Genomic DNA, 18,915 nt, shown 5'->3' with positions numbered 1-18,915 from the left:
ATGACCGGCGCGTACGCAGGATTCGTCAACAGTGCCGTGGGCACGAAGCTCGCGGCGCAGCTGGGCCTCCCTCGGCCCGTGCGCCTGCGCCGGTATGCCGCGGACGCACCGCTCGTGGAGGGTCCGGTCCTCGTCGCAGGGCTCGCCGACGCCGCGGTGGCCGAGCACGTCCGCACGCTGCTCTCCGACGAGGGGGTGGAGGTCGTCGACGCGGTGCCGGCGGGATCCAGGCTCGGCGCGGTGGTCCTCGACCTCACGACCGTCACGGAGCCCGGAGACCTCGACCTCGTCCGCGTCGTCCTCGCCCCCGCGGTGAAGGCGCTGCGGGCCTCCGGCCGGGTGGTCGTCGTGGGTGCGGATCCGGCGTCTGCCACGTCGGTCGCCCAGGCGGCGTCGCGTCGCGCGCTCGAAGGAATCACCCGCTCGGTCGGCAAGGAGCTGCGCTTCGGAGCCACGGCCAACCTCGTCCTCGTCGCCGAGGGCGCCGAGGCCAACACCGACGCCGCGGTGCGGTTCCTGCTCTCCGGCCGCTCCGCCTACGTCGACGCCCAGGTCGTCCGCGTCGGACCGGGCACCCCGGCCGAGCCCGCCGACTGGGCCCTTCCGTTGGCGGGCAAGGTCGCGGTCGTGACCGGGGCTGCTCGGGGGATCGGCGCCTCGATCGCCGATGTGCTCGCCCGCGACGGAGCGCACGTGGTCTGCGTCGACATCCCGGCGGCGGGGGAGTCGCTGGCCCGCACCGCGAACCGGGTCGGCGGAACCGCACTGCAGGTCGACGTCACGGCGGCCGACGCGGGGCAGCGGATCCTGGACGCCACCGGCCGCCACGGGGGCCTCGACATCGTCGTCCACAACGCGGGGATCACCCGCGACAAGCTGCTCGCCAACATGGACGAGTCCCGGTGGGACTCGGTGCTCGACGTCAACCTCGGCTCGATCCTGCGGATGAACGAGGTCCTGCTGGGGGAGAACGGGATCCGCGACGGTGGGCACGTCGTCCTCGTGTCCTCGATCGCGGGGATCGCGGGCAACCGTGGCCAGACCAACTACGCCGCGTCCAAGGCCGGGGTCATCGGCCTCGTCGACGCCCTCTCGGTCGACGCCGACCTGGTCCGTCGGGGCATCACCGTCAACGCGGTGGCCCCGGGGTTCATCGAGACCGAGATGACCGCCAAGGTCCCCTTCGCGACGCGGGAGGTCGGGCGCCTGCTCAACTCGCTGAGCCAGGGCGGCCTGCCCGTCGACGTCGCCGAGACGATCGCGTGGTTCAGTCAGGACGCCAACGCGGGAGTGACCGGCAACGTCGTCCGTGTCTGCGGCCAGAGCCTGTTGGGGGCCTGACGTGGAGCTGCGCGAGGTCGCGTCGACACCTGCCCTCGGACCGCTGTTCGCCCGGGCTGCGCTCACGCAGCGTGGACGGGGCGGGGCGCTGCCCGCGCACGGGCTGCACCTCGCCGCAGTCCAGGTCGATCGCGCGCACCTGCTCGACTACCAGCACCTGTGCCGGTTCGCCGGGGGAGACGTGCTGCCGCACACCTACCCGCACGTGCTGGGGTTTCCTCTCCAGGTCGCGCTCATGGCCGGACGTGACTTCCCGCTGCCGCTGCCGGGCCTGGTGCACCTCGAGAACCGCATCACCGTGCACCGTCGCCTGACCGCGGACGACCGCCTCGACGTCACCGTGCACGCCGCCGACCTGCGCCCGCACGCCAAGGGTCAGCTCGTCGACCTCGTGACCGAGGTGGACGTCGACGGGGAGCGGGTCTGGGAGGGGCGCAGCACCTACCTGCGACGCGGTCGAGGCGACGCGAACGCCGTGGCGCCGCAGTCGGGTCCACCGATGCCCCAGGGGCCTCCCGCCGGCGTCCTGCGCCTGCCCGAGGGACTGGGCCGTGCGTATGCCGCCGTGTCCGGTGACGTGAACCCCATACACCTGCACGCCCTCAGCGCGAAGGCGATGGGGTTCCCGCGCGCCATCGCGCACGGGATGTGGACGGCGGCGCGGACCCTCGCCACCCTCGGGCCGGAGACGAGCGGGCCCTCCACCTCCGAGGTGTGGTTCCGCAAGCCGGTCCTGCTCCCCTCGACGGTGGAGCTCGTGGTCGACGACAGCGGGCCGCGCACCGTCGTGGGTCTCCGGTCCGGCCGCGAGAGCGTGCGTGAGCACCTCGTGCTGACCCTCGACGTGGAGGCAGGCGCCTGAGCCGGGCGGGGTGATTCGTCCGGCTTGGTACCGACCCGTCCGGCGTGGATTGGTGGGGCGGGAGAGCCCCACCTAGGGTCGACGGCGTGGAGACAGCAGCGCGGGACCGTCCTCGCCCGGGCGAGCGGGTCCGGGCCGTCGTCGCCGGGTGGTGGACCACCGCCTCGCAGGCGGTCCGCGTCGCAGGGCCTCAGCGTGACGCCGCGCTGCTCATGGCCAAGGCGGCGCTGGCGACGGTGCTCGCGTGGCAGTTCGCGGTCCTGGTCCTGCACAGCTCCAACCCGTTCTACGCGCCCATGGCCGCCCTGCTAGTCGTGGACAGGACCATGGTGCGGTCGTTGGGCGCCAGCGCCCAACGCGTCGTGGCGGTGGTCGTCGGCATGTCTGCGGCCTGGTTGGTCGGTTCGTGGCTGGGGGTGCACTGGTGGAGCATGCTCCCGGTGCTCTACCTGGCCCTGCTGCTCGCGCGCTGGCGTCGACTCGGTGACCACGGGATCCAGGTCCCGACGATGGTCCTGCTCTCCCTGCTGACCGTGGGTGGGACCGACGTGGAGTTCACCTACCTGACGATCATCGAGACCATCGTCGGCGGGGTCATCGGGGTGGCGACGAACGCGATCGTCCTCGCACCGTTGCACGTGCAGCAGCCGCGCGACCAGATCCGGTCGTTGACGACCCGGGTCTGTGCGCTGCTCAACGAGATCGCCGCGGGGCTGCGCGAGGGCTGGGACACCGATGCGGCTCGGAAGTGGTACGACACGAGCTCGGAGATCGTCGGCCTCGCGCCCACCATCCAGGAGGAGATCGAGACCGGTCGCGAGAGCATGCGGTTCAACCCTCGCGACAACCTGCTCGGCATGGAGGTGGACTGGGCGGGGTACGCCCGGACCGTCGATGCCATCGGTCGCGCGCAGTGGCAGCTGTCGGGCATCGCCCGCACGCTGGTCGACGCGGCCGACGAGGACGACAGCCAGCCGACCCCCACCAAGCGATTCCTCGACCGCTACGCCGAGGCGCTCGACAAGGTCGCCGGCGCCATCAGCCACTTCGGTCTCCCCGGCGACGAGGAGGTGGGAGCGGTGACCGACTACCTCCACTCGGCGGGCGCCGTCCTGGACCAGCTGGGGCACGACATCCGCGAGACCGAGCTGGAGGACCCGCGAGCCTGGCCTGCGTACGGCGCCCTGTTGCTCGATGCCCAGCGCCTGATCCGCGAGCTCGAGGTGGCCAGCCACCAAGCGGTCATGCCGACCGACAGCGGACCGATCCGCAAGCCCGGCCGCAGGGTCATCGGCCGTTGACGCAGAACCCGAATGGCGTTGCTGTGCAACGGCATTGGGTCTGTCGATGAATGCGGGGCGTTGTCGGTGGTCGACGATAGTGTTCCTGGTATGGCGATCAGCGCGGACCTTGCTCCTCCCACCTTCGGTGGTGAGCAGCGACGCCCTGTGGTGGATGCGGCCGCGGTGGCGCTGGAGGTGTTGTGCCACGGGGAGCCTGACCGGTTGTGGTCTCTGGGTGATGCTGAGGTGGGTGCCGCGCTGGCCCTGTTGAGCGAGGTCGTGTCGGCGGCGAGGGCGCAGCTGGTCCTGGTGCTGGCCGAGGCCAAGGGCCGCGGGCTGGGGGTGGAGCGGGGGTTGGGGCCGGTGGACTGGGCTCGGTCGGTCGCGCCGTTGCTGGCGACCAGGGACCTGCTGGACGCCGACGTCGTGGCGTCGGCCGTGGCCGAGGGAGCAGCGGTGGGGTCGGTGGGGTCGGTGGGGCCGGTGGGCCACCGCCTCGACGAGGTCGTCGAGGCGGTAGTGGGGGCGTGCACGTCGGACCCTGGGGTGCGGGCGGAGGCGTTGGCGGTGGGCAAGGCGGCGCAGATCTGCCGGTTCCACCGCACGGTGCGAGGCATGGCTGAGCCGGTCGGTCTGGACGGGGCGGTGTCGGTGCTGGTGTCCGGCGCCCGTGGTGCCGGCGGGTTGTCCGAGGCCAGGCTCGCGGTGGCCCTGCGGCACGCCGGTGAGGTGGCCCGCCCGGACGGGGCGGTGGAACGCGACGCGCAGATCCGTCGGGACCACCGCTCGCTGACCAAGGGGCCCGGCCCGGTCGGGATGTGGCGGTACACGCTGCTGCTGGACGAGGAAGGCGCCGCAGTCGTCGATGCCGCCGTGGACGCGTTGGCGAGGCCGGTGCGCGACGAGGACAAGGGCGAGCTGGATCTGCGTACCCCCGCCGCGCGGCGCGCGGACGCCCTGCTGGACCTGGTGACCCGAGCGGTGTCCGCGCCGGAAGGCCTGCCTCGTCAGGCGAAGACGTCGCTGGTGGTGACGGTCGGGCTGGACGCCCTGCAGGGCCGGTGCCGTGGCGCCGCGCTCACGGCCGGCGACGAGTCCCTGACGGTGGGGGCGGTGCGGCGGTTGGCGTGCGACGCCCAGGTGATCCCAGTCGTGCTCGGCAGCCGTGGGGAGGTCCTGGACCAGGGGATGGGTCGGCGGTTGTTCGACCGAGCCCAGATACGGCACCTGTGGCTGCGGGACCGGCACTGCACGTTCCCGGGCTGTTCGAAACCGGCGGCGTGGTCGGATGCGCACCACCTGGTGCACTGGGCTGATGGTGGCCCCACGAACGTCGACAATGCCGCGTTGTTGTGTCGGGCGCACCACACCATCGTGCACACCTACCGTTATGGCGGACGGCCCAGCAACGAGGGCGGCAGACCCAGGGTCGAGTGGGACCTGACCACCGGCTCCTACGACGAGGCCCTCGACGAATGGCGCCGACGCGACCGAACCCGGCCCCGCCCCATACCCGCCACGACCTGAGCGGGGGATGGGTCACGCTCGCGACCCGCTGACAGCCAGCGGAGGGGCGACGCCCCGGGTGTCAGCCCACGCCTAGGTTGCCCCTCCGTGCAGGAGACTCTTGGCGTAGCAGCGGGAGAGGTCGGAGTCGGCATAGTGGCCGAAGTCGATGGTCCGGGAGTAGCCGCACGACTCGTACAACGCGATGGCGTCCCCCTGGATGATTCCCGTCTCGAGGACCATCACTGCGACCCCGGCGAGTCGAGCGGTGCGTTCGAGGTCGGCGAGCACGAGCCTGGAGACACCACGGCGCCGGGCCCGCGGGCTGACGTACATCCGTTTGACCTCGGCAACAGGTGCGCCGAACAGGCGCACGAGGTCGTCCCTGCGTCGCCATCCACCCATGGCCACCGGCCCGGTGTCGTCGGTGGCCAGCACGAAGGCACCACGGGGTGCCGCGAACTCGCCGTCGACGATGGGGGATTCGTCAGGCCCGCCGTAGATGGACACGTAGTAGGCCTGCACCTCCGCGACGAGGTGCTGGACGTCGTCGTCCTCGAACGGGACGCTGCGCAGCTGCACACCCCGATCGTTGTGGGGCACAGGGCGATCCGTCACGCTCAGGCAGGGTCCGTGGGAAGGGCAGCCACGGCTTCGGCGATGGGGACGTGGCCGGAGACGAGCTCCAGGACCAGGCCCGATCCGGCACCGGTCGCGAGCAGCTCGGCCAGGACGCTGGCGACGTCGGCCCGGGGGACGGCGCCCCTCTCGACCGTGGGTGCCAGCGCGACCCGGTCGGTCGCCTCGTCGTCGGTGAGCCGCCCCGGACGCAGGATCGTCCAGTCGAGCTCGGTGCGCGCACGGAGGTCGGCATCGGCCGCCCCCTTGGCCCGCAGGTAGACCTGGAAGACGTCGTCGGAGTCGGGGTCCCCGGAGTCGGCGCCCATCGAGGACACCATGACGTAGCGCCCGACCTCCGCCGCGACGGCGGCGTCGGCGAGCAGCACGGCGGCGCCACGGTCGACGCTCTCCTTGCGAGTCGCCCCGCTGTCCGGCCCCGCGCCGGCTGCGAAGACCACGGCGTCGGCACCGGCGATGGCAGCAGACAGGGCCTCTACGGTCGTGTGCTCGAGGTCGACCACCTCGGCCCTGGCCCCGTGCTTCTCCACGTCAGGGACGTGGTCGGGGTTGCGCACGAGGGCGATGGCCTCGTGCCCACGCGCTGTCAGCTCCTTCTCGAGCAGCAGGGCGATCTGTCCGTGTCCTCCGGCGATGGCGACGATCATGCGTCCTGTCTACAACCTCGGCCGCCGGGCCGCGCGCCCGGGGCGGACGACGCACCCTCCGTATGGCGCGGCGCCATACGGAGGGTGCGTGGTGCAGCGACGAGCCTCAGGCGACGTCGAACCGGTCGAGCTCCATGACCTTGGTCCACGCCGCGACGAACTCGTCGACGAACTGGTCCTTCGCGTCGTCGCTGGCGTAGACCTCGGCGAGGGCACGCAGCTCGGAGTTCGAGCCGAACACCAGGTCGGCGCGGGTGCCGGTCCAGCGCACCTGGCCCGAGCCGTCGCGGGCCTCGAACGTCGAGGCGTCCTCGGAGGTCGAGGTCCACTGCGTCCCGAGGTCGAGCAGGTTGACGAAGAAGTCGTTCGTCAGCGTGCCGGGAGCATCGGTGAGCACCCCGAGCGAGGAGCCGTCGTAGTTCGCGCCGAGGACGCGCAGGCCGCCGACGAGCACCGTCATCTCGGGCGCGCTCAGCGTGAGCAGGTTGGCGCGGTCGAGCAGCTGGTACTCCGCGCCGAGCCGGTGGCCCTTGCCCGGGTAGTTGCGGAAACCGTCGGCCCGCGGCTCGAGCCACGCGAACGACTCCACGTCCGTCTGCTCCTGCGAGGCGTCGACACGACCCGGGGTGAAGGGCACCTCGACGTCGCGGCCCGCGGCCCTGGCCGCCTGCTCGACACCCACGCCACCGGCGAGGACGACGAGGTCGGCCAGCGACACCTGACGTCCACCCTGGGCGTTGAACGACTCCTGCACACCTTCGAGGGCGCGCAGCACCGTCGCGAGCTGGGCGGGGTTGTTGACCTCCCAGCCGTTCTGCGGGGCGAGGCGGATTCGGGCACCGTTCGCGCCACCGCGCTTGTCGCTGCCGCGGAACGAGGACGCAGCCGCCCAGGCCGTGGAGACGAGCTGCGAGACCGTCAGGCCCGTGTCGGCGATCGCCGACTTGAGCGCGGTGACGTCCTCCGCGGTGATCGGCTCTCCGGAGGCGGCGGGGAGCGGGTCCTGCCAGAGCAGCTCCTCGGAGGGGACCTCCGGACCGAGGTAGCGGGCGACCGGCCCCATGTCGCGGTGGGTCAGCTTGAACCACGCGCGGGCGAACGCGTCGGCGAACTCGGCCGGGTTCTCCAGGAAGCGCCGGGAGATCTTCTCGTAGACCGGGTCGACGCGCAGCGCCAGGTCGGTCGTGAGGAAGTTCGGGGCGATCTTCTTCGTGGCGTCGTGGGCGTGCGGCACGGTGCCCTCGCCGGCGCCGTCCTTGGGCTTCCACTGGTGGGCGCCCGCGGGGCTCTTGGTGAGCTCCCACTCGTAGCCGAACAGGTTCTCGAAGAAGTTGTTGCTCCACTGGATCGGCGTCGTGGTCCAGGTGACCTCGATGCCGCTGGTGATCGTGTCGGCGCCGTTGCCCGTGCCGAAGTCGTTCTTCCAGCCCAGGCCCATCTGCTCGAGCGGTGCGCCCTCGGGCTCGTCGGACACGTGCTCGTCGGGGTTCGCCGCACCGTGCGTCTTGCCGAAGGTGTGGCCGCCCGCGATGAGGGCGACGGTCTCCTCGTCGTTCATGGCCATCCGGCCGAACGTGTCGCGGATGTCGCGAGCCGACCGCAGCGGGTCGGGCTCACCGTCGGGGCCCTCGGGGTTGACGTAGATCAGGCCCATCTGGACCGCGGCGAGGGGGTTCTCGAGCTCGCGGTCACCGGTGTAGCGCTCGGCGCCGAGCCACTCGGTCTCAGGACCCCAGTAGACGTCCTCGTCGGGCTCCCACACGTCGGCGCGGCCACCGGCGAAGCCGAAGGTCTCGAAGCCCATCGTCTCCAGCGCGACGTTGCCGGTGAGGATCATCAGGTCGGCCCAGGAGAGGTTGCGGCCGTACTTCTTCTTGACCGGCCACAGGAGGCGGCGGGCCTTGTCGAGGTTGGCGTTGTCGGGCCAGCTGTTGAGCGGGGCGAACCGCTGCTGCCCGGCGCCCGCGCCGCCACGGCCGTCCTGCACCCGGTAGGTGCCGGCGCTGTGCCACGCCATGCGGATCATGAACGGGCCGTAGTGCCCGAAGTCGGCCGGCCACCAGTCCTGCGAGGTGGTCAGGACCTCGGCGATGTCCTGCTTCACCGCTGCGAGGTCGAGGGACTCGAACGCCTTGCCGTAGTCGAAGTCCTCGCCGAGGGGGTTCGCGACCGCAGGGTTCTTGGCGAGGATCTTGACGTTGAGCCGCTCGGGCCACCAGCCGCGGTTGCCGCCGCCCTGGGCCGGCTCCGGCGCACGGTTGTGCACGACGGGGCACTTGCGGTCGCTCTCGTTCATCTCGCCGACGCGGGTCTCGTGACCCTCGGCGTTGGTGTTGCTCTCGTGGTTCTGGTCGGACATGGCTTCCTTCCGGGCAAGGGGTGGATGGACGGGTATGGCGGGTGGTTCGTGGTGGGGTCAGGCCGTGGCTGCAGCGGCGCAGGTCGGGCACAGGCCGCGGTAGACGACCTCGGCCTCGTCGATGGTGAAGCCGTGGTCGTCCGACGCCGTCAGGCAGGGGGCGTGGCCCACGGCGCAGTCGACGTCGGCGATGGTGCCGCAGGACCGGCACACGACGTGGTGGTGGTTGTCGCCGACGCGTGCCTCGTAGCGGGCCACCGAGCCGGGCGGCTGGATGCGGCGCACGAGACCCGAGCGGGTCAGGGCGCCGAGGACGTCGTAGACGGCCTGGTGCGACACCTCGGGCACGTCGCGGCGGGCGGCCGCGATGAGCGAGTCGGTGTCGGCGTGGGGGTGCGCACGGACCGCACCGAGGACCGCGACCCTGGGCTGGGTCACCCGGAGCCCTGCCTCGCGCAGGAGCTGCGGGAGGCCCTCGGGGTGTCCCGCTGACGTCGTGGTCATGCCGCACACTCTGGCCCCGTATCTGGAACGAGTCAAGATTCGACACGGTGCCGTGAGATGACGGGTGGGTGAACCTGCGGTGCCGGTATCTCGCGCGCGACGACGCGACCCCGGCCGATAGCATCGGAGGGCTGCGCGCGGAGGTCCGCGGGCGGCATACCCGAGGGGCCAGCACCGGTCCCACACCCGAACCAAGGAGAGCGCACCGTGTCTGCCCAGATCACCGTCACCATCGCCGGGAGCGAGCGACAGGTGCCGGAGCAGACGACTGCCGCCGACCTGTTCGAGGGTGACCGCGCCGTCCTCGTCGCGCGCGTCAACGGCGAGCTGCGCGACCTGGCCCAGGTCGTGGCCGACGGCGACGTCGTCGAGCCCGTGACCGCCCAGGAGCAGGACGGCCTCGACGTGCTGCGGCACAGTGCGGCCCACGTGCTGGCCCAGGCGGTCCAGGAGGTCAACCCGAAGGCGAGGCTCGGCATCGGGCCGCCCGTCCGTGACGGCTTCTACTACGACTTCGACGTCGACGACGCGTTCACCCCCGAGGACCTCAAGGCCCTCGAGAAGGTCATGCAGCGCATCGTGAACGAGGGCCAGACCTTCGTGCGCCGGGAGGTCAGCGACGAGGCCGCGGCCGTCGAGCTGGCGGACGAGCCGTACAAGATCGAGCTCATCGGCCTCAAGGGCGGAGCCGCCGGTGACGCCGCCGAAGGTGCCGACGTGGAGGTGGGCGGCGCGCAGCTGACCATCTACGACAACATCAAGCGCGACGGCACCCGGGCCTGGGGCGACCTGTGCCGCGGACCTCACGTGCCCACCACCAAGGTGCTCGGCAACGCCTTCAAGCTCATGCGCAGCGGTGGCGCCTACTGGCGCGGCAGCGAGAAGAACCCGCAGCTGCAGCGCGTCTACGGCACCGCGTGGGCGACCAAGGACGAGCTCAAGGCCTACCTCGACCGCCTCGCCGAGGCGGAGAAGCGAGACCACCGCAAGATCGGCGCCGAGCAGGACCTGTTCAGCTTCCCCGACGAGCTGGGCTCCGGCCTGCCCGTGTTCCACCCCAAGGGTGGGGTGATCAAGCGCGAGATGGAGGACTACGTCCGGCTGCGCCACATCGAGGAGGGTTTCGAGTATGTCGGGACCCCGCACATCTCGAAGGAGCAGCTGTTCCACACCTCGGGTCACCTGCCCTACTACGCCGAGGGCATGTTCGCGCCGTTCGACGTGGACGGCACCGACTACCGCCTCAAGGCGATGAACTGCCCGATGCACAACCTCATCTACCGCTCCCGAGGCCGCTCCTACCGCGAGCTCCCGTTGCGGCTGTTCGAGTTCGGGCACGTCTACCGCAACGAGAAGTCCGGAGTGGTCCACGGCCTGACCCGCGTGCGTGGGTTCGCCCAGGACGACTCGCACTCGTACGTCACCGCCGAGCAGGCTCCCGGCGAGATCAAGCACCTGCTGGACTTCGTGCTGTCCCTGCTGCGCGACTTCGGGATGGACGACTACTACCTCGAGCTGTCGACCCGCGAGACCGAGGGCGACAAGAAGGACAAGTTCATCGGGTCCGACGACCAGTGGGAGCTCGCGACCGAGGTGCTGCGCGACGTCGCCACCGAGTCGGGTCTCGAGCTGGTCATGGACCCCGGTGGCGCGGCCTACTACGGCCCGAAGATCTCCGTCCAGGCCCGCGACGCGATCGGCCGCACCTGGCAGATGTCGACCATCCAGTACGACTTCAACCAGCCCGAGCGGTTCGGGCTCGAGTACCAGGCGGCGGACGGTTCGCGCCAGCAGCCGGTGATGATCCACTCGGCCAAGTTCGGGTCGATCGAGCGGTTCCTGGGCGTGCTCGTCGAGCACTACGCCGGGGCCTTCCCGCCCTGGCTCTCGCCGGTGCAGGTCCTGGCCGTGCCCGTCGCGGAGGAGTATTCCGAGTACCTCCACGACGTCGCGGACCAGCTGCGGCGCAAGGGGATCCGCGTCGAGATCGACGACAGTGACGACCGGTTCCCCAAGAAGATCCGCAACGCGAGCAAGTCGCGGGTGCCGTTCACCCTCATCGCCGGCGAGGAGGACCGATCGGCCGGTGCCGTGTCGTTCCGCTACCGCAACGGTGAGCAGAAGAACGGCGTCCCGATCGAAGACGCCATCGCCGAGGTCGTCGCGGCCGTCCAGGCCCGCGTCCAGGTCTGACCGGTCACGCCTGCGTTCGGTGAGCGCGAGGTGTCGGAATCCCTGTGCGATTCCGACACCTCGCGCTCACTCAGTTCTCACCTTCGTGAGATCAGCGGGTATGGCGCCCGCTCACCCGCGCGGTCGCCAGACCAGCCGGACGTCGGGGGCGCCCTCCTCGTTGTCACCCTCGGTCCACTCGACCGGGACGAACCCGTGCCGCTCGTAGAAGCGCAGGGCGCCGGTGTTGCTCTGGAACGCCCAGAGCTGCACCCCGTCGGGGAACCGCTCGCGGGCCACCTCGACGAACCGGGCGCCGAGTCCCCGGCCGGTGTGGTCGGACGCGATGTAGAGGTGACCCAGCTCGTCGGGCTCGGCCAGCGCGAGGAACCCGACGACCCGCCCGTCGTCATCCGCGACCCAGACCTCGCCGTCGGCGATGAGGACGTGCTCGACGAACGCCAGCACGCTCTCGCGCGGGTGGACGATCATGGGGATCCGGGGCGCCGACTCGGTGCGCACCTGCCAGAACAGCTCTGCGACGGCGGGTGCGTCGTCCGGCGTCGCGGGACGGATGGCCACCGACGGGATGCCGTCGGTCGCCGGGGTGGCCTGGGTATGCGGTTCGGGCACGGCGAACATCATGCCGACTCCGTCCGTGGCCGGCTGCATAGGATCGGGGCATGAGCGACGCACCCGAGCCGGACACCGACTTCGCGAGCGTCCAGGACGGGTTCGAGCGGTTGTGGACCCCGCACCGGATGGCCTACATCACCGGCGACCGCCCGAGCGAGGCGGCAGGGGACGGCTGTCCGTTCTGCGCGGCGCCGGGTCGTGGCGACGCCGAGGGGCTGGTCGTCCACCGGGGCGAGCACTGCTACGTCGTCATGAACCTCTTCCCGTACAACCCCGGCCACGTCCTCGTCTGCCCGTACCGGCACGTGTCCCTCTACGTCGACCTCACCGAGGAGGAGACGACCGAGTTCGGCCGGCTCACCAAGGAGGCCATCGCCGCCCTCGACACGACGTCGCAGCCGATGGGCTACAACATCGGGATGAACCAGGGGGCCGTCGCGGGAGCCGGGGTCCAGGCACACCTGCACCAGCACGTCGTCCCCCGCTGGGGTGGCGACATGAACTTCCTGCCCATCATCGGGCAGACGAAAGCTCTTCCGATGCTGCTGGAGGACGTGCGCTCCCGGCTGGTCGCCGCCTGGCCGGGTGGGGGAGCCGATGCCTCGGACGGGTCGACCACCACGGACCGAGGCGTTCCAGCGGCAGGAAGCTGAGCAGGCAGACCACCAGCGGCAGGAAGTGGATCTTGAGCATGAGGTAGGTGCTCAGGTGGAACCCGCCCCAGAACGCCAGCGCGGCATACAGGGCCCTGCCACGGAGCCAGAGCAGGACGGGTGAGCAGAACTCGGCCACGAGCACGATCCACTGCATGGCATGGGTCAGGGCCGGGTGCGAGCCGACCCATGGGCCGATGCCGTTGGGTCGGCGGGTGAGCGCCCAGATCAGGGTGGCGCCGTTGGCCCAGTCCCAGCCCCCGAAGCGCATCTTGGCGCTGGCGGACAGGAAGTAGATCGACACGGCGCCGACCTGCACCATGCGGACGGCCCACCCGGCCGCCTGCGAACGCACGTCGACGTCCGGGACCCGCGCCCGCCCCGCGGTCGGCAGCACGAACAACGCCACGACGAGGGCGAAGTGGTCGTGGTCGACCTTGGAGTACGCGAAGGCGTTGCTCACCCAGTCGAGCATCCCGACGGCGCAGACCCAGCCGGCCAGGCGCGGGAGCCGTCCGGTGGCCGCGACGAGGGCGCTGACGACGATCACGCCGAGCAGGACCCGGACGTAGACGTGCGAGGGCGCGGGCAGGTGCAGGACGTCGCGGACGACGAGCCCGCGGTAGAGGGAGGGCGGCACGTCGCCGTGGGGGATGGGGTCGGTGACGATCCACAGGACGTCGAGCAGGACGAACGGGTAGATCACGTGGCGCAGCCACGCGACGCGCGCGAGGGGCAGCTCCGGGGCGAGGAACCGCTCGACCGGGTTCACCGGGACCCCCTCCCGCCGGGGAGCCCGCTCGGCTGCGGGTCGAGGGGGTCGCGGACCTGCCAGGTGGCGAGCGTGTGCACCGTGGCGTCGCCGGTGGGGATGCTCGTCGAGGTGTTGCGGAGCCAGATGGTCGCGTACGGCGTCTCGTGCGGCAGGCGCCGGTGGTGCAGGACGGCGATGTCCTGGAGCAGCTCGGGGGTGCGGATGATCCGGGGCGCCTGGCCCTCGATCTCGGCCCGCTCGATGCCGATCATCTCCTTGGAGAGGGGCACCCGGACGACCTCACCGTCCGTCGTGAGCGCGTCCATCGTCAGGGAGTTGATGACGCCGTTGTTCTGCACCGAGAACGCGTACTGCGACATCGGCGCGAACGGCCACCACTCGTCGTCGCCCACCCAGGTGCCGAGGCAGACGGTGGTGACGACGACGGCCGTCGTGGCCAGCCGCCACAGGAGCGAGTACGGCCCGAGCCGCTGTGTGCTGCCGCCCGGACGCCCCCTCATGGCCGTCATGGTGCCACGCGGGTGAGAGACTTCGGCCATGGACACCGCCCCGGACAGCACCCCGAGGGGGCGCGGCCTGCTCATCTTCGACGGTGACTGCGGCTTCTGCACGACCAGCGCCCGCTTCCTCTCCCGCTGGGTCGACCGGCACCAGCGCTACGAGGTCCAGCCGTGGCAGCAGCTCGACCTCGCGCCGCTCGGCGTGACCGAGGAGGACTGCATCGCGGCGGCGCAGTTCGTGCGGCAGGACGGTTCCGTCGTCGCCGGGCACCGGGCGATCGCGGAGGGGCTCAAGCACGGAGCGCCGGCGTGGCGGCCGCTCGGGCACCTGATCACCCTCCCGGGCATCTCGTGGCTCGCCGCCCGCGCCTACACCTGGGTCGCCGACCACCGGTACGCACTTCCCGGCGGCACCCCGGCGTGCGCGCCGAAGGTTCCGGCCGCGCCTCAGTAGGCTGCCACCACCATGCTCAACAAGTACGCGCGCGCGCTCTTCACCACGATCTTCACCCCCGTGGCCCGGCTGTTCCTGAAGCTCGGCATCAGCCCGGACGTGGTGACCGTCGTCGGGACCATCGGCGTCTGCGTCGGAGCCCTGGCCTTCTACCCCCGGCACGAGTTCTTCTGGGGCACCATCGTCATCACCCTGTTCGTCTTCTCCGACACGGTCGACGGGGTCATGGCCCGCATGTCCGGCCGCTCGGGCAAGTGGGGGGCCTACCTCGACTCGACCCTCGACCGGGTGGGCGACTCGGCGATCTTCGGCGGCCTCGTGCTCTGGTACGCCGGTAGCGGTGACAACTTCCTCATGGCCGGGCTCGCGCTGGCCTGCCTGATCCTCGGCAGCGTGGTGTCCTACGCCAAGGCCCGCGCCGAGGGCCTGGGCTTCTCCGCGGACGTCGGCATCGCCGAGCGGGCCGACCGCCTGGTCGCCGTGCTCGCCACGACCGGCCTGGTCGGGATCGGCCTGCCCGAGGTCGTCCTCACCGTCGTGCTGGCCCTGCTCGCCGTCGCGAGCCTGATCACCGTGGTCCAGCGGATGCTCATGGTGCGCCGCCAGGCGCTCGCCGCAGCCCCGTGAGCCGCCTCGGCGACGTCCTCGCCGTGACCGGCTTCCGGCTCGGGTGGGGGACCGTCCGACGACTCCCCGAGCGTGCCGCGTATGCCGCGTTCGACCGCATCGCCGACCTCACCGTCGCGCGGGGTGGCAAGGGGGTCGAGCGGCTGCGGTCCAACTACGCGAAGGCGCGGCCCGAGCTCGACGACCGTGCCCTCGACGCTCTGGTGCGCGCAGGCATGCGCTCCTACCTGCGCTACTACTGCGAGGCCTTCCGCCTGCCCGACCGCTCGACCGCCGACATCGCGGGCCAGGTGCGCGTCGTCGGCGACGCTCCCGTGCGGGCCGAGCTGGGAGCCGGGCGCCCCGTCGTCTGCTTCCTCGGCCACCTCGGCAACTGGGACCTGGCCGGCGCGTGGGGCACCAAGGCCCTGGGGCCCGTCGTCACCGTCGCGGAGCGGCTCGAGCCCGAGGAGGTGTATGCCGAGTTCCTCGAGTTCCGGGAGTCGCTCGGCATGACGATCCTGCCGCTCACCGGTGGGGGAGACGTCTTCGCCCAGCTCCGCGGCCACCTGGCCTCCCCGGTCCTCATGCCGCTGCTGGCCGACCGCGACCTCACCGACCGGGGGATCGAGGTCGACCTGCTCGGCCACCGTTCCAAGATGGCCGCCGGTCCGGCAGCGCTCGCCCTCGGCAGCGGTGCCGCACTGCACCCCGTGTCCATCCACTACGAACGTGTACCCGGCTCCCGCAGGCACGGCCTCGTCATCACCTTCCACGAGCGGGTCGAGGTCCCGGCCACCGGCGCGACCCGCGCGAAGGCCGTCGCCATGACCCAGCAGTGCGCCGACGTGCTGGGGGCGGCGATCCGCGAGCACACCGAGGACTGGCACATGCTCCAGCGGGTCTTCCTCGACGACCTCGAGCCTCGCCCCGCCCGACCGGCCGCCGCCGAGGTGGCGCCGTGAGGATCGGCATCGTCTGCCCGTACTCGTTCGACGTGCCCGGGGGAGTGCAGTTCCACGTGCGCGACCTCGCCGAGCACTTCCTCGCCCAGGGCCACCACGCGTCGGTCCTCGCGCCGGCCGACGAGGACACCCCGCTGCCCGAGTACGTCGAGTCGGTGGGACGTGCCGTCCCGGTCCGCTACAACGGCTCGGTCGCCCGCCTCAACTTCGGTCCGGTCACCGCGGCACGGGTCGGCCGCTGGCTGGAGCGCGGCGAGTTCGACGTGCTCCACATCCACGAACCCGTCACCCCCAGCATCGCGCTGCTCGCCCTCTGGTCGGCCGAGGGCCCGGTGGTGGCCACGTTCCACACGTCCAACCTGCGCTCACGGGCCATGCAGGCGGCATACCCGCTGCTGCGTCCCAGCCTGGAGAAGATCAACGGGCGCATCGCCGTCTCCGAGGACGCGCGGCGCACGGTCACCACGCACCTCGGCGGTGACGCCGTCGTCATCCCCAACGGGGTCAACGTGAGCAGGTTCGCCGACGCCACGCCTAACCCGGAGTGGACCGGCACCGAGCAGGCGCCGACGCTGGCGTTCCTCGGGCGCATCGACGAGCCGCGCAAGGGCCTGCCCGTCCTGGCGGCCGCCCTGCCCGCCGTCCTGGCGGAGCACCCGGGGACCCGCGTCCTCGTCGCGGGCCCGGGTGACGTGGAGGCCGCGCGCGAGCGGCTCGACCCGGCCGTGTGCGCCGCGACGGAGTTCCTGGGGATGATCAGCGACGAGGACAAGGCGGCGCTGCTGTCGTCGGTCGACGCCTACGTCGCGCCGCACACCGGGGGCGAGAGCTTCGGGATCGTCCTCGTCGAGGCGATGAGCGCCGGCGCGCCGGTGGTGGCCAGCGACCTCGCGGCGTTCGTGCGTGTCCTGGACGGCGGCCGGTGCGGGGCGATGTTCGCCAACGAGGACCCGGCCGACCTCGCCCGCCAGCTGCTGCGGCTGCTCGGCGACCCCGCCGAGCGGGAGCGGTTGCGCGACGAGGGCAGCCGCCGCGCCCAGGTGTTCGACTGGGCGGTCGTCGCCGAGGACGTCATGGCCGTCTACGAGACGGTCACCCACGGTGTCGACGACTGGCGCGAGGTCCGGGACGACCGGGCCGACCCGGCCGACACCCGTTGGACCCGGCTGCTGCGCGGCCGCCGAGGAACCGAGGACTGATGCAGACCGTCACCTGGACCGCCGTCGCCGTCGCGGTGCTGCTCGGGATCGCGTGGTACCTGTCGTACAACGCCGCCCGCCTCGACCGGCTGCACACCCGGGCGGAGGGAGCGCTCTCGGCGCTCGACGCCCAGCTGGTGAGGCGATCCGAGGCCACCCTGGAGCTCGCCAACTCCGGGGCCCTCGACCCCGCGAGCGCGCTCATGCTGGCCGGTGCAGCGTCCGAGGCCCTCGAGGCGCACAACGAACGCGTGCTCGAGGAGGACTTCCTCGAGGGCCAGAGCTTCGGCCAGCGCGAGGAGCTCGAGAGCGACCTCACCGCAGCCCTGATGGCAGCGCTCAGCGCCGAGGTGGTGGGGGAGATCCGGCGCGACGACAACCTCGGCGCGCTCGCGCTCCAGCGGGTCGAGGCAGCCGGGGTCCGGGTGCAGCTGGCCCGACGGTTCCACAACGACGCCGTCACCGACGTGCGCCGGGTGCGGCGCAAGGCGGTCGTCCGGTTGTTCCGGCTGGCCGGCCACGCCGACCTCCCGCGCACGGTCGAGTTCGACGACGAGCTCCCCCCGGCCGTCCGCGACTGAGCCCGCCCCGCGCCATACCCGCCCCGCCGGCCCCCGCCACTCGCCGCCCTGCCGGCCCCGACGCCCCCGGCACAACGCTGGTTGCGCGGCAGGACGAGGGTTGGAGACGCGTGTTCTGCCTCGCAACCGACGTTCTGCGAGCGTGTCGCGTGGTGGGGGTGCGTGCGCCGGCCGGTCGCGCATGGCGGGGCAGTGGGCCCGCACGCAGGCTCGGTCCGCGGCGCTCGGGGCACCAACTAGCATTGGCCTCGAAGCGCGTCTTCTGCGCTGCGCCCTGAACAGATCTGGAGCTCGTCGTCATGTCCGCCGACACCACCACCCCCGTACCGCAGTCCTCGTCGCAGCCCACCACCGGCACGTCGCGCGTCAAGCGCGGCATGGCCGAGATGCTCAAGGGCGGCGTCATCATGGACGTCGTCAACGTCGAGCAGGCCAAGATCGCCGAGGACGCCGGCGCTGTCGCCGTCATGGCGCTCGAGCGCGTCCCGGCCGACATCCGCGCCCAGGGTGGCGTCTCCCGGATGTCCGACCCCGACATGATCGACGGCATCATCGAGGCCGTCTCGATCCCCGTGATGGCCAAGGCCCGCATCGGCCACTTCGTCGAGGCCCAGGTGCTGCAGTCCCTCGGTGTCGACTACATCGACGAGTCCGAGGTGCTGACCCCGGCCGACTACGCCAACCACATCGACAAGTGGAACTTCACCGTTCCCTTCGTCTGCGGCTCGACGAACCTGGGCGAGGCCCTGCGCCGCATCACCGAGGGCGCGGCGATGATCCGCTCCAAGGGTGAGGCCGGCACCGGCGACGTCTCGAACGCCACCACCCACATGCGCAAGCTGCGCGACCAGCTCCGCTGGCTGCACGGCCTCCCCGAGGACGAGCTGTACGTCGCGGCCAAGGAGCTGCAGGCCCCGTACGACCTCGTCAAGGAGGTCGCCGAGGCCGGCAAGCTCCCCGTGGTCCTCTTCACGGCCGGCGGCATCGCCACCCCTGCCGACGCCGCGATGATGATGCAGCTCGGCGCCGAGGGAGTCTTCGTCGGCTCGGGCATCTTCAAGTCCGGCAACCCGGCCCAGCGCGCCGAGGCGATCGTCAAGGCCACCACGTTCTTCGACGACCCCGACGTGATCGCCAAGGTCTCGCGCGGTCTCGGCGAGGCCATGGTCGGCCTCAACGTCGACGAGATCCCCGAGCCGCACCGCCTGGCCGAGCGCGGCTGGTGAAGTCAAC

At 71.6% G+C, this 18,915-nt stretch carries 18 protein-coding genes; 12 read left to right on the top strand and 6 right to left on the bottom strand.

The window, feature by feature from the left end:
* The 4 genes from ASD62_RS01900 to ASD62_RS01885 all read left to right on the top strand — a co-directional run bounded on the left by ASD62_RS01900 (position 1) and on the right by ASD62_RS01885 (position 5,013).
* A complete protein-coding gene (locus ASD62_RS01900) occupies positions 1-1,341 on the top strand; it encodes a 3-oxoacyl-ACP reductase (RefSeq protein WP_056914522.1) in 1,341 nt (446 codons plus the stop codon).
* 1 nt (position 1,342) lies between these two features.
* The gene (locus ASD62_RS01895; protein ID WP_056914521.1) at positions 1,343-2,203 is read left to right on the top strand and encodes a MaoC/PaaZ C-terminal domain-containing protein; all 861 of its coding nucleotides are present in this window, start codon (positions 1,343-1,345) and stop codon (positions 2,201-2,203) included.
* An 86-nt stretch (positions 2,204-2,289) separates the two neighbouring features.
* The gene (locus ASD62_RS01890) at positions 2,290-3,504 is read left to right on the top strand and encodes an aromatic acid exporter family protein (RefSeq protein ID WP_056914520.1); all 1,215 of its coding nucleotides are present in this window, start codon (positions 2,290-2,292) and stop codon (positions 3,502-3,504) included.
* Positions 3,505-3,594: 90 nt separating this feature from the next.
* The gene (locus ASD62_RS01885; protein ID WP_157581204.1) at positions 3,595-5,013 is read left to right on the top strand and encodes an HNH endonuclease signature motif containing protein; all 1,419 of its coding nucleotides are present in this window, start codon (positions 3,595-3,597) and stop codon (positions 5,011-5,013) included.
* Positions 5,014-5,085: 72 nt separating this feature from the next.
* Here the strand turns inward: ASD62_RS01885 and ASD62_RS01880 are convergent, their stop codons facing one another.
* The 4 genes from ASD62_RS01880 to ASD62_RS01865 all read right to left on the bottom strand — a co-directional run bounded on the left by ASD62_RS01880 (position 5,086) and on the right by ASD62_RS01865 (position 9,141).
* Positions 5,086-5,574, bottom strand: a complete 489-nt coding sequence (locus ASD62_RS01880; protein ID WP_082580509.1) for a GNAT family N-acetyltransferase — start codon at positions 5,572-5,574, stop codon at positions 5,086-5,088.
* Positions 5,575-5,612: 38 nt separating this feature from the next.
* Complete coding sequence (locus tag ASD62_RS01875; RefSeq protein WP_056914517.1) at positions 5,613-6,278, bottom strand: NAD(P)-binding oxidoreductase; 666 nt, start codon at positions 6,276-6,278, stop codon at positions 5,613-5,615.
* Positions 6,279-6,384: 106 nt separating this feature from the next.
* Positions 6,385-8,637, bottom strand: a complete 2,253-nt coding sequence (gene katG, locus ASD62_RS01870) for a catalase/peroxidase HPI (RefSeq protein WP_369818740.1) — start codon at positions 8,635-8,637, stop codon at positions 6,385-6,387.
* A gap of 57 nt (positions 8,638-8,694) precedes the next feature.
* Entirely contained in the window at positions 8,695-9,141 is a 447-nt protein-coding gene (locus ASD62_RS01865) for a Fur family transcriptional regulator (protein ID WP_056914516.1), read from the bottom strand.
* A 207-nt stretch (positions 9,142-9,348) separates the two neighbouring features.
* Here ASD62_RS01865 and thrS point away from each other — a divergent pair, with 207 nt between their 5' ends.
* A complete protein-coding gene (gene thrS, locus ASD62_RS01860; RefSeq protein ID WP_056914515.1) occupies positions 9,349-11,334 on the top strand; it encodes a threonine--tRNA ligase in 1,986 nt (661 codons plus the stop codon).
* Between the two features lie 111 nt (positions 11,335-11,445).
* Here the strand turns inward: thrS and ASD62_RS01855 are convergent, their stop codons facing one another.
* A complete protein-coding gene (locus ASD62_RS01855; protein WP_200956829.1) occupies positions 11,446-11,946 on the bottom strand; it encodes a GNAT family N-acetyltransferase in 501 nt (166 codons plus the stop codon).
* A gap of 50 nt (positions 11,947-11,996) precedes the next feature.
* On the opposite strand from ASD62_RS01855, the gene ASD62_RS19560 reads away from it, so the two are divergent.
* Positions 11,997-12,602 (top strand): HIT domain-containing protein, encoded by a 606-nt coding sequence (locus ASD62_RS19560; protein ID WP_082553108.1) that lies wholly within the window; start codon positions 11,997-11,999, stop codon positions 12,600-12,602.
* 768 nt (positions 12,603-13,370) lie between these two features.
* Here the strand turns inward: ASD62_RS19560 and ASD62_RS01845 are convergent.
* Positions 13,371-13,877: a hypothetical protein gene (locus ASD62_RS01845; protein ID WP_157581201.1), complete on the bottom strand. Its 507-nt coding sequence runs from the start codon at positions 13,875-13,877 to the stop codon at positions 13,371-13,373.
* A gap of 37 nt (positions 13,878-13,914) precedes the next feature.
* Here ASD62_RS01845 and ASD62_RS01840 point away from each other — a divergent pair, with 37 nt between their 5' ends.
* From ASD62_RS01840 to pdxS, 6 genes are all read left to right on the top strand, one after another.
* Positions 13,915-14,331, top strand: a complete 417-nt coding sequence (locus ASD62_RS01840) for a thiol-disulfide oxidoreductase DCC family protein (RefSeq protein WP_056914513.1) — start codon at positions 13,915-13,917, stop codon at positions 14,329-14,331.
* A gap of 12 nt (positions 14,332-14,343) precedes the next feature.
* Positions 14,344-14,958: a phosphatidylinositol phosphate synthase gene (gene pgsA / locus ASD62_RS01835; RefSeq protein WP_056914512.1), complete on the top strand. Its 615-nt coding sequence runs from the start codon at positions 14,344-14,346 to the stop codon at positions 14,956-14,958.
* Positions 14,955-15,902, top strand: coding sequence for a phosphatidylinositol mannoside acyltransferase (locus ASD62_RS01830; RefSeq protein WP_056914511.1), 948 nt, complete (start codon positions 14,955-14,957; stop codon positions 15,900-15,902). The genes pgsA and ASD62_RS01830 overlap by 4 nt, the downstream gene beginning before the upstream one ends.
* On the top strand, positions 15,899-17,101 hold the full coding sequence (locus tag ASD62_RS01825; protein ID WP_056914510.1) for a glycosyltransferase family 4 protein: 1,203 nt from the start codon (positions 15,899-15,901) through the stop codon (positions 17,099-17,101). Before ASD62_RS01830 ends, ASD62_RS01825 begins: the two co-directional genes overlap by 4 nt.
* On the top strand, positions 17,101-17,682 hold the full coding sequence (locus ASD62_RS01820; protein WP_056914509.1) for a hypothetical protein: 582 nt from the start codon (positions 17,101-17,103) through the stop codon (positions 17,680-17,682). Before ASD62_RS01825 ends, ASD62_RS01820 begins: the two co-directional genes overlap by 1 nt.
* Before the next feature lie 299 nt (positions 17,683-17,981).
* Entirely contained in the window at positions 17,982-18,908 is a 927-nt protein-coding gene (gene pdxS / locus ASD62_RS01815) for a pyridoxal 5'-phosphate synthase lyase subunit PdxS (protein ID WP_056914508.1), read from the top strand.
* Positions 18,909-18,915: the final 7 nt, after the last annotated feature.

It is taken from the genome of Phycicoccus sp. Root563, from assembly GCF_001427915.1.
Lineage (GTDB): Bacteria > Actinomycetota > Actinomycetes > Actinomycetales > Dermatophilaceae > Pedococcus.
This window is presented reverse-complemented; position numbering and strand designations above follow the sequence as displayed.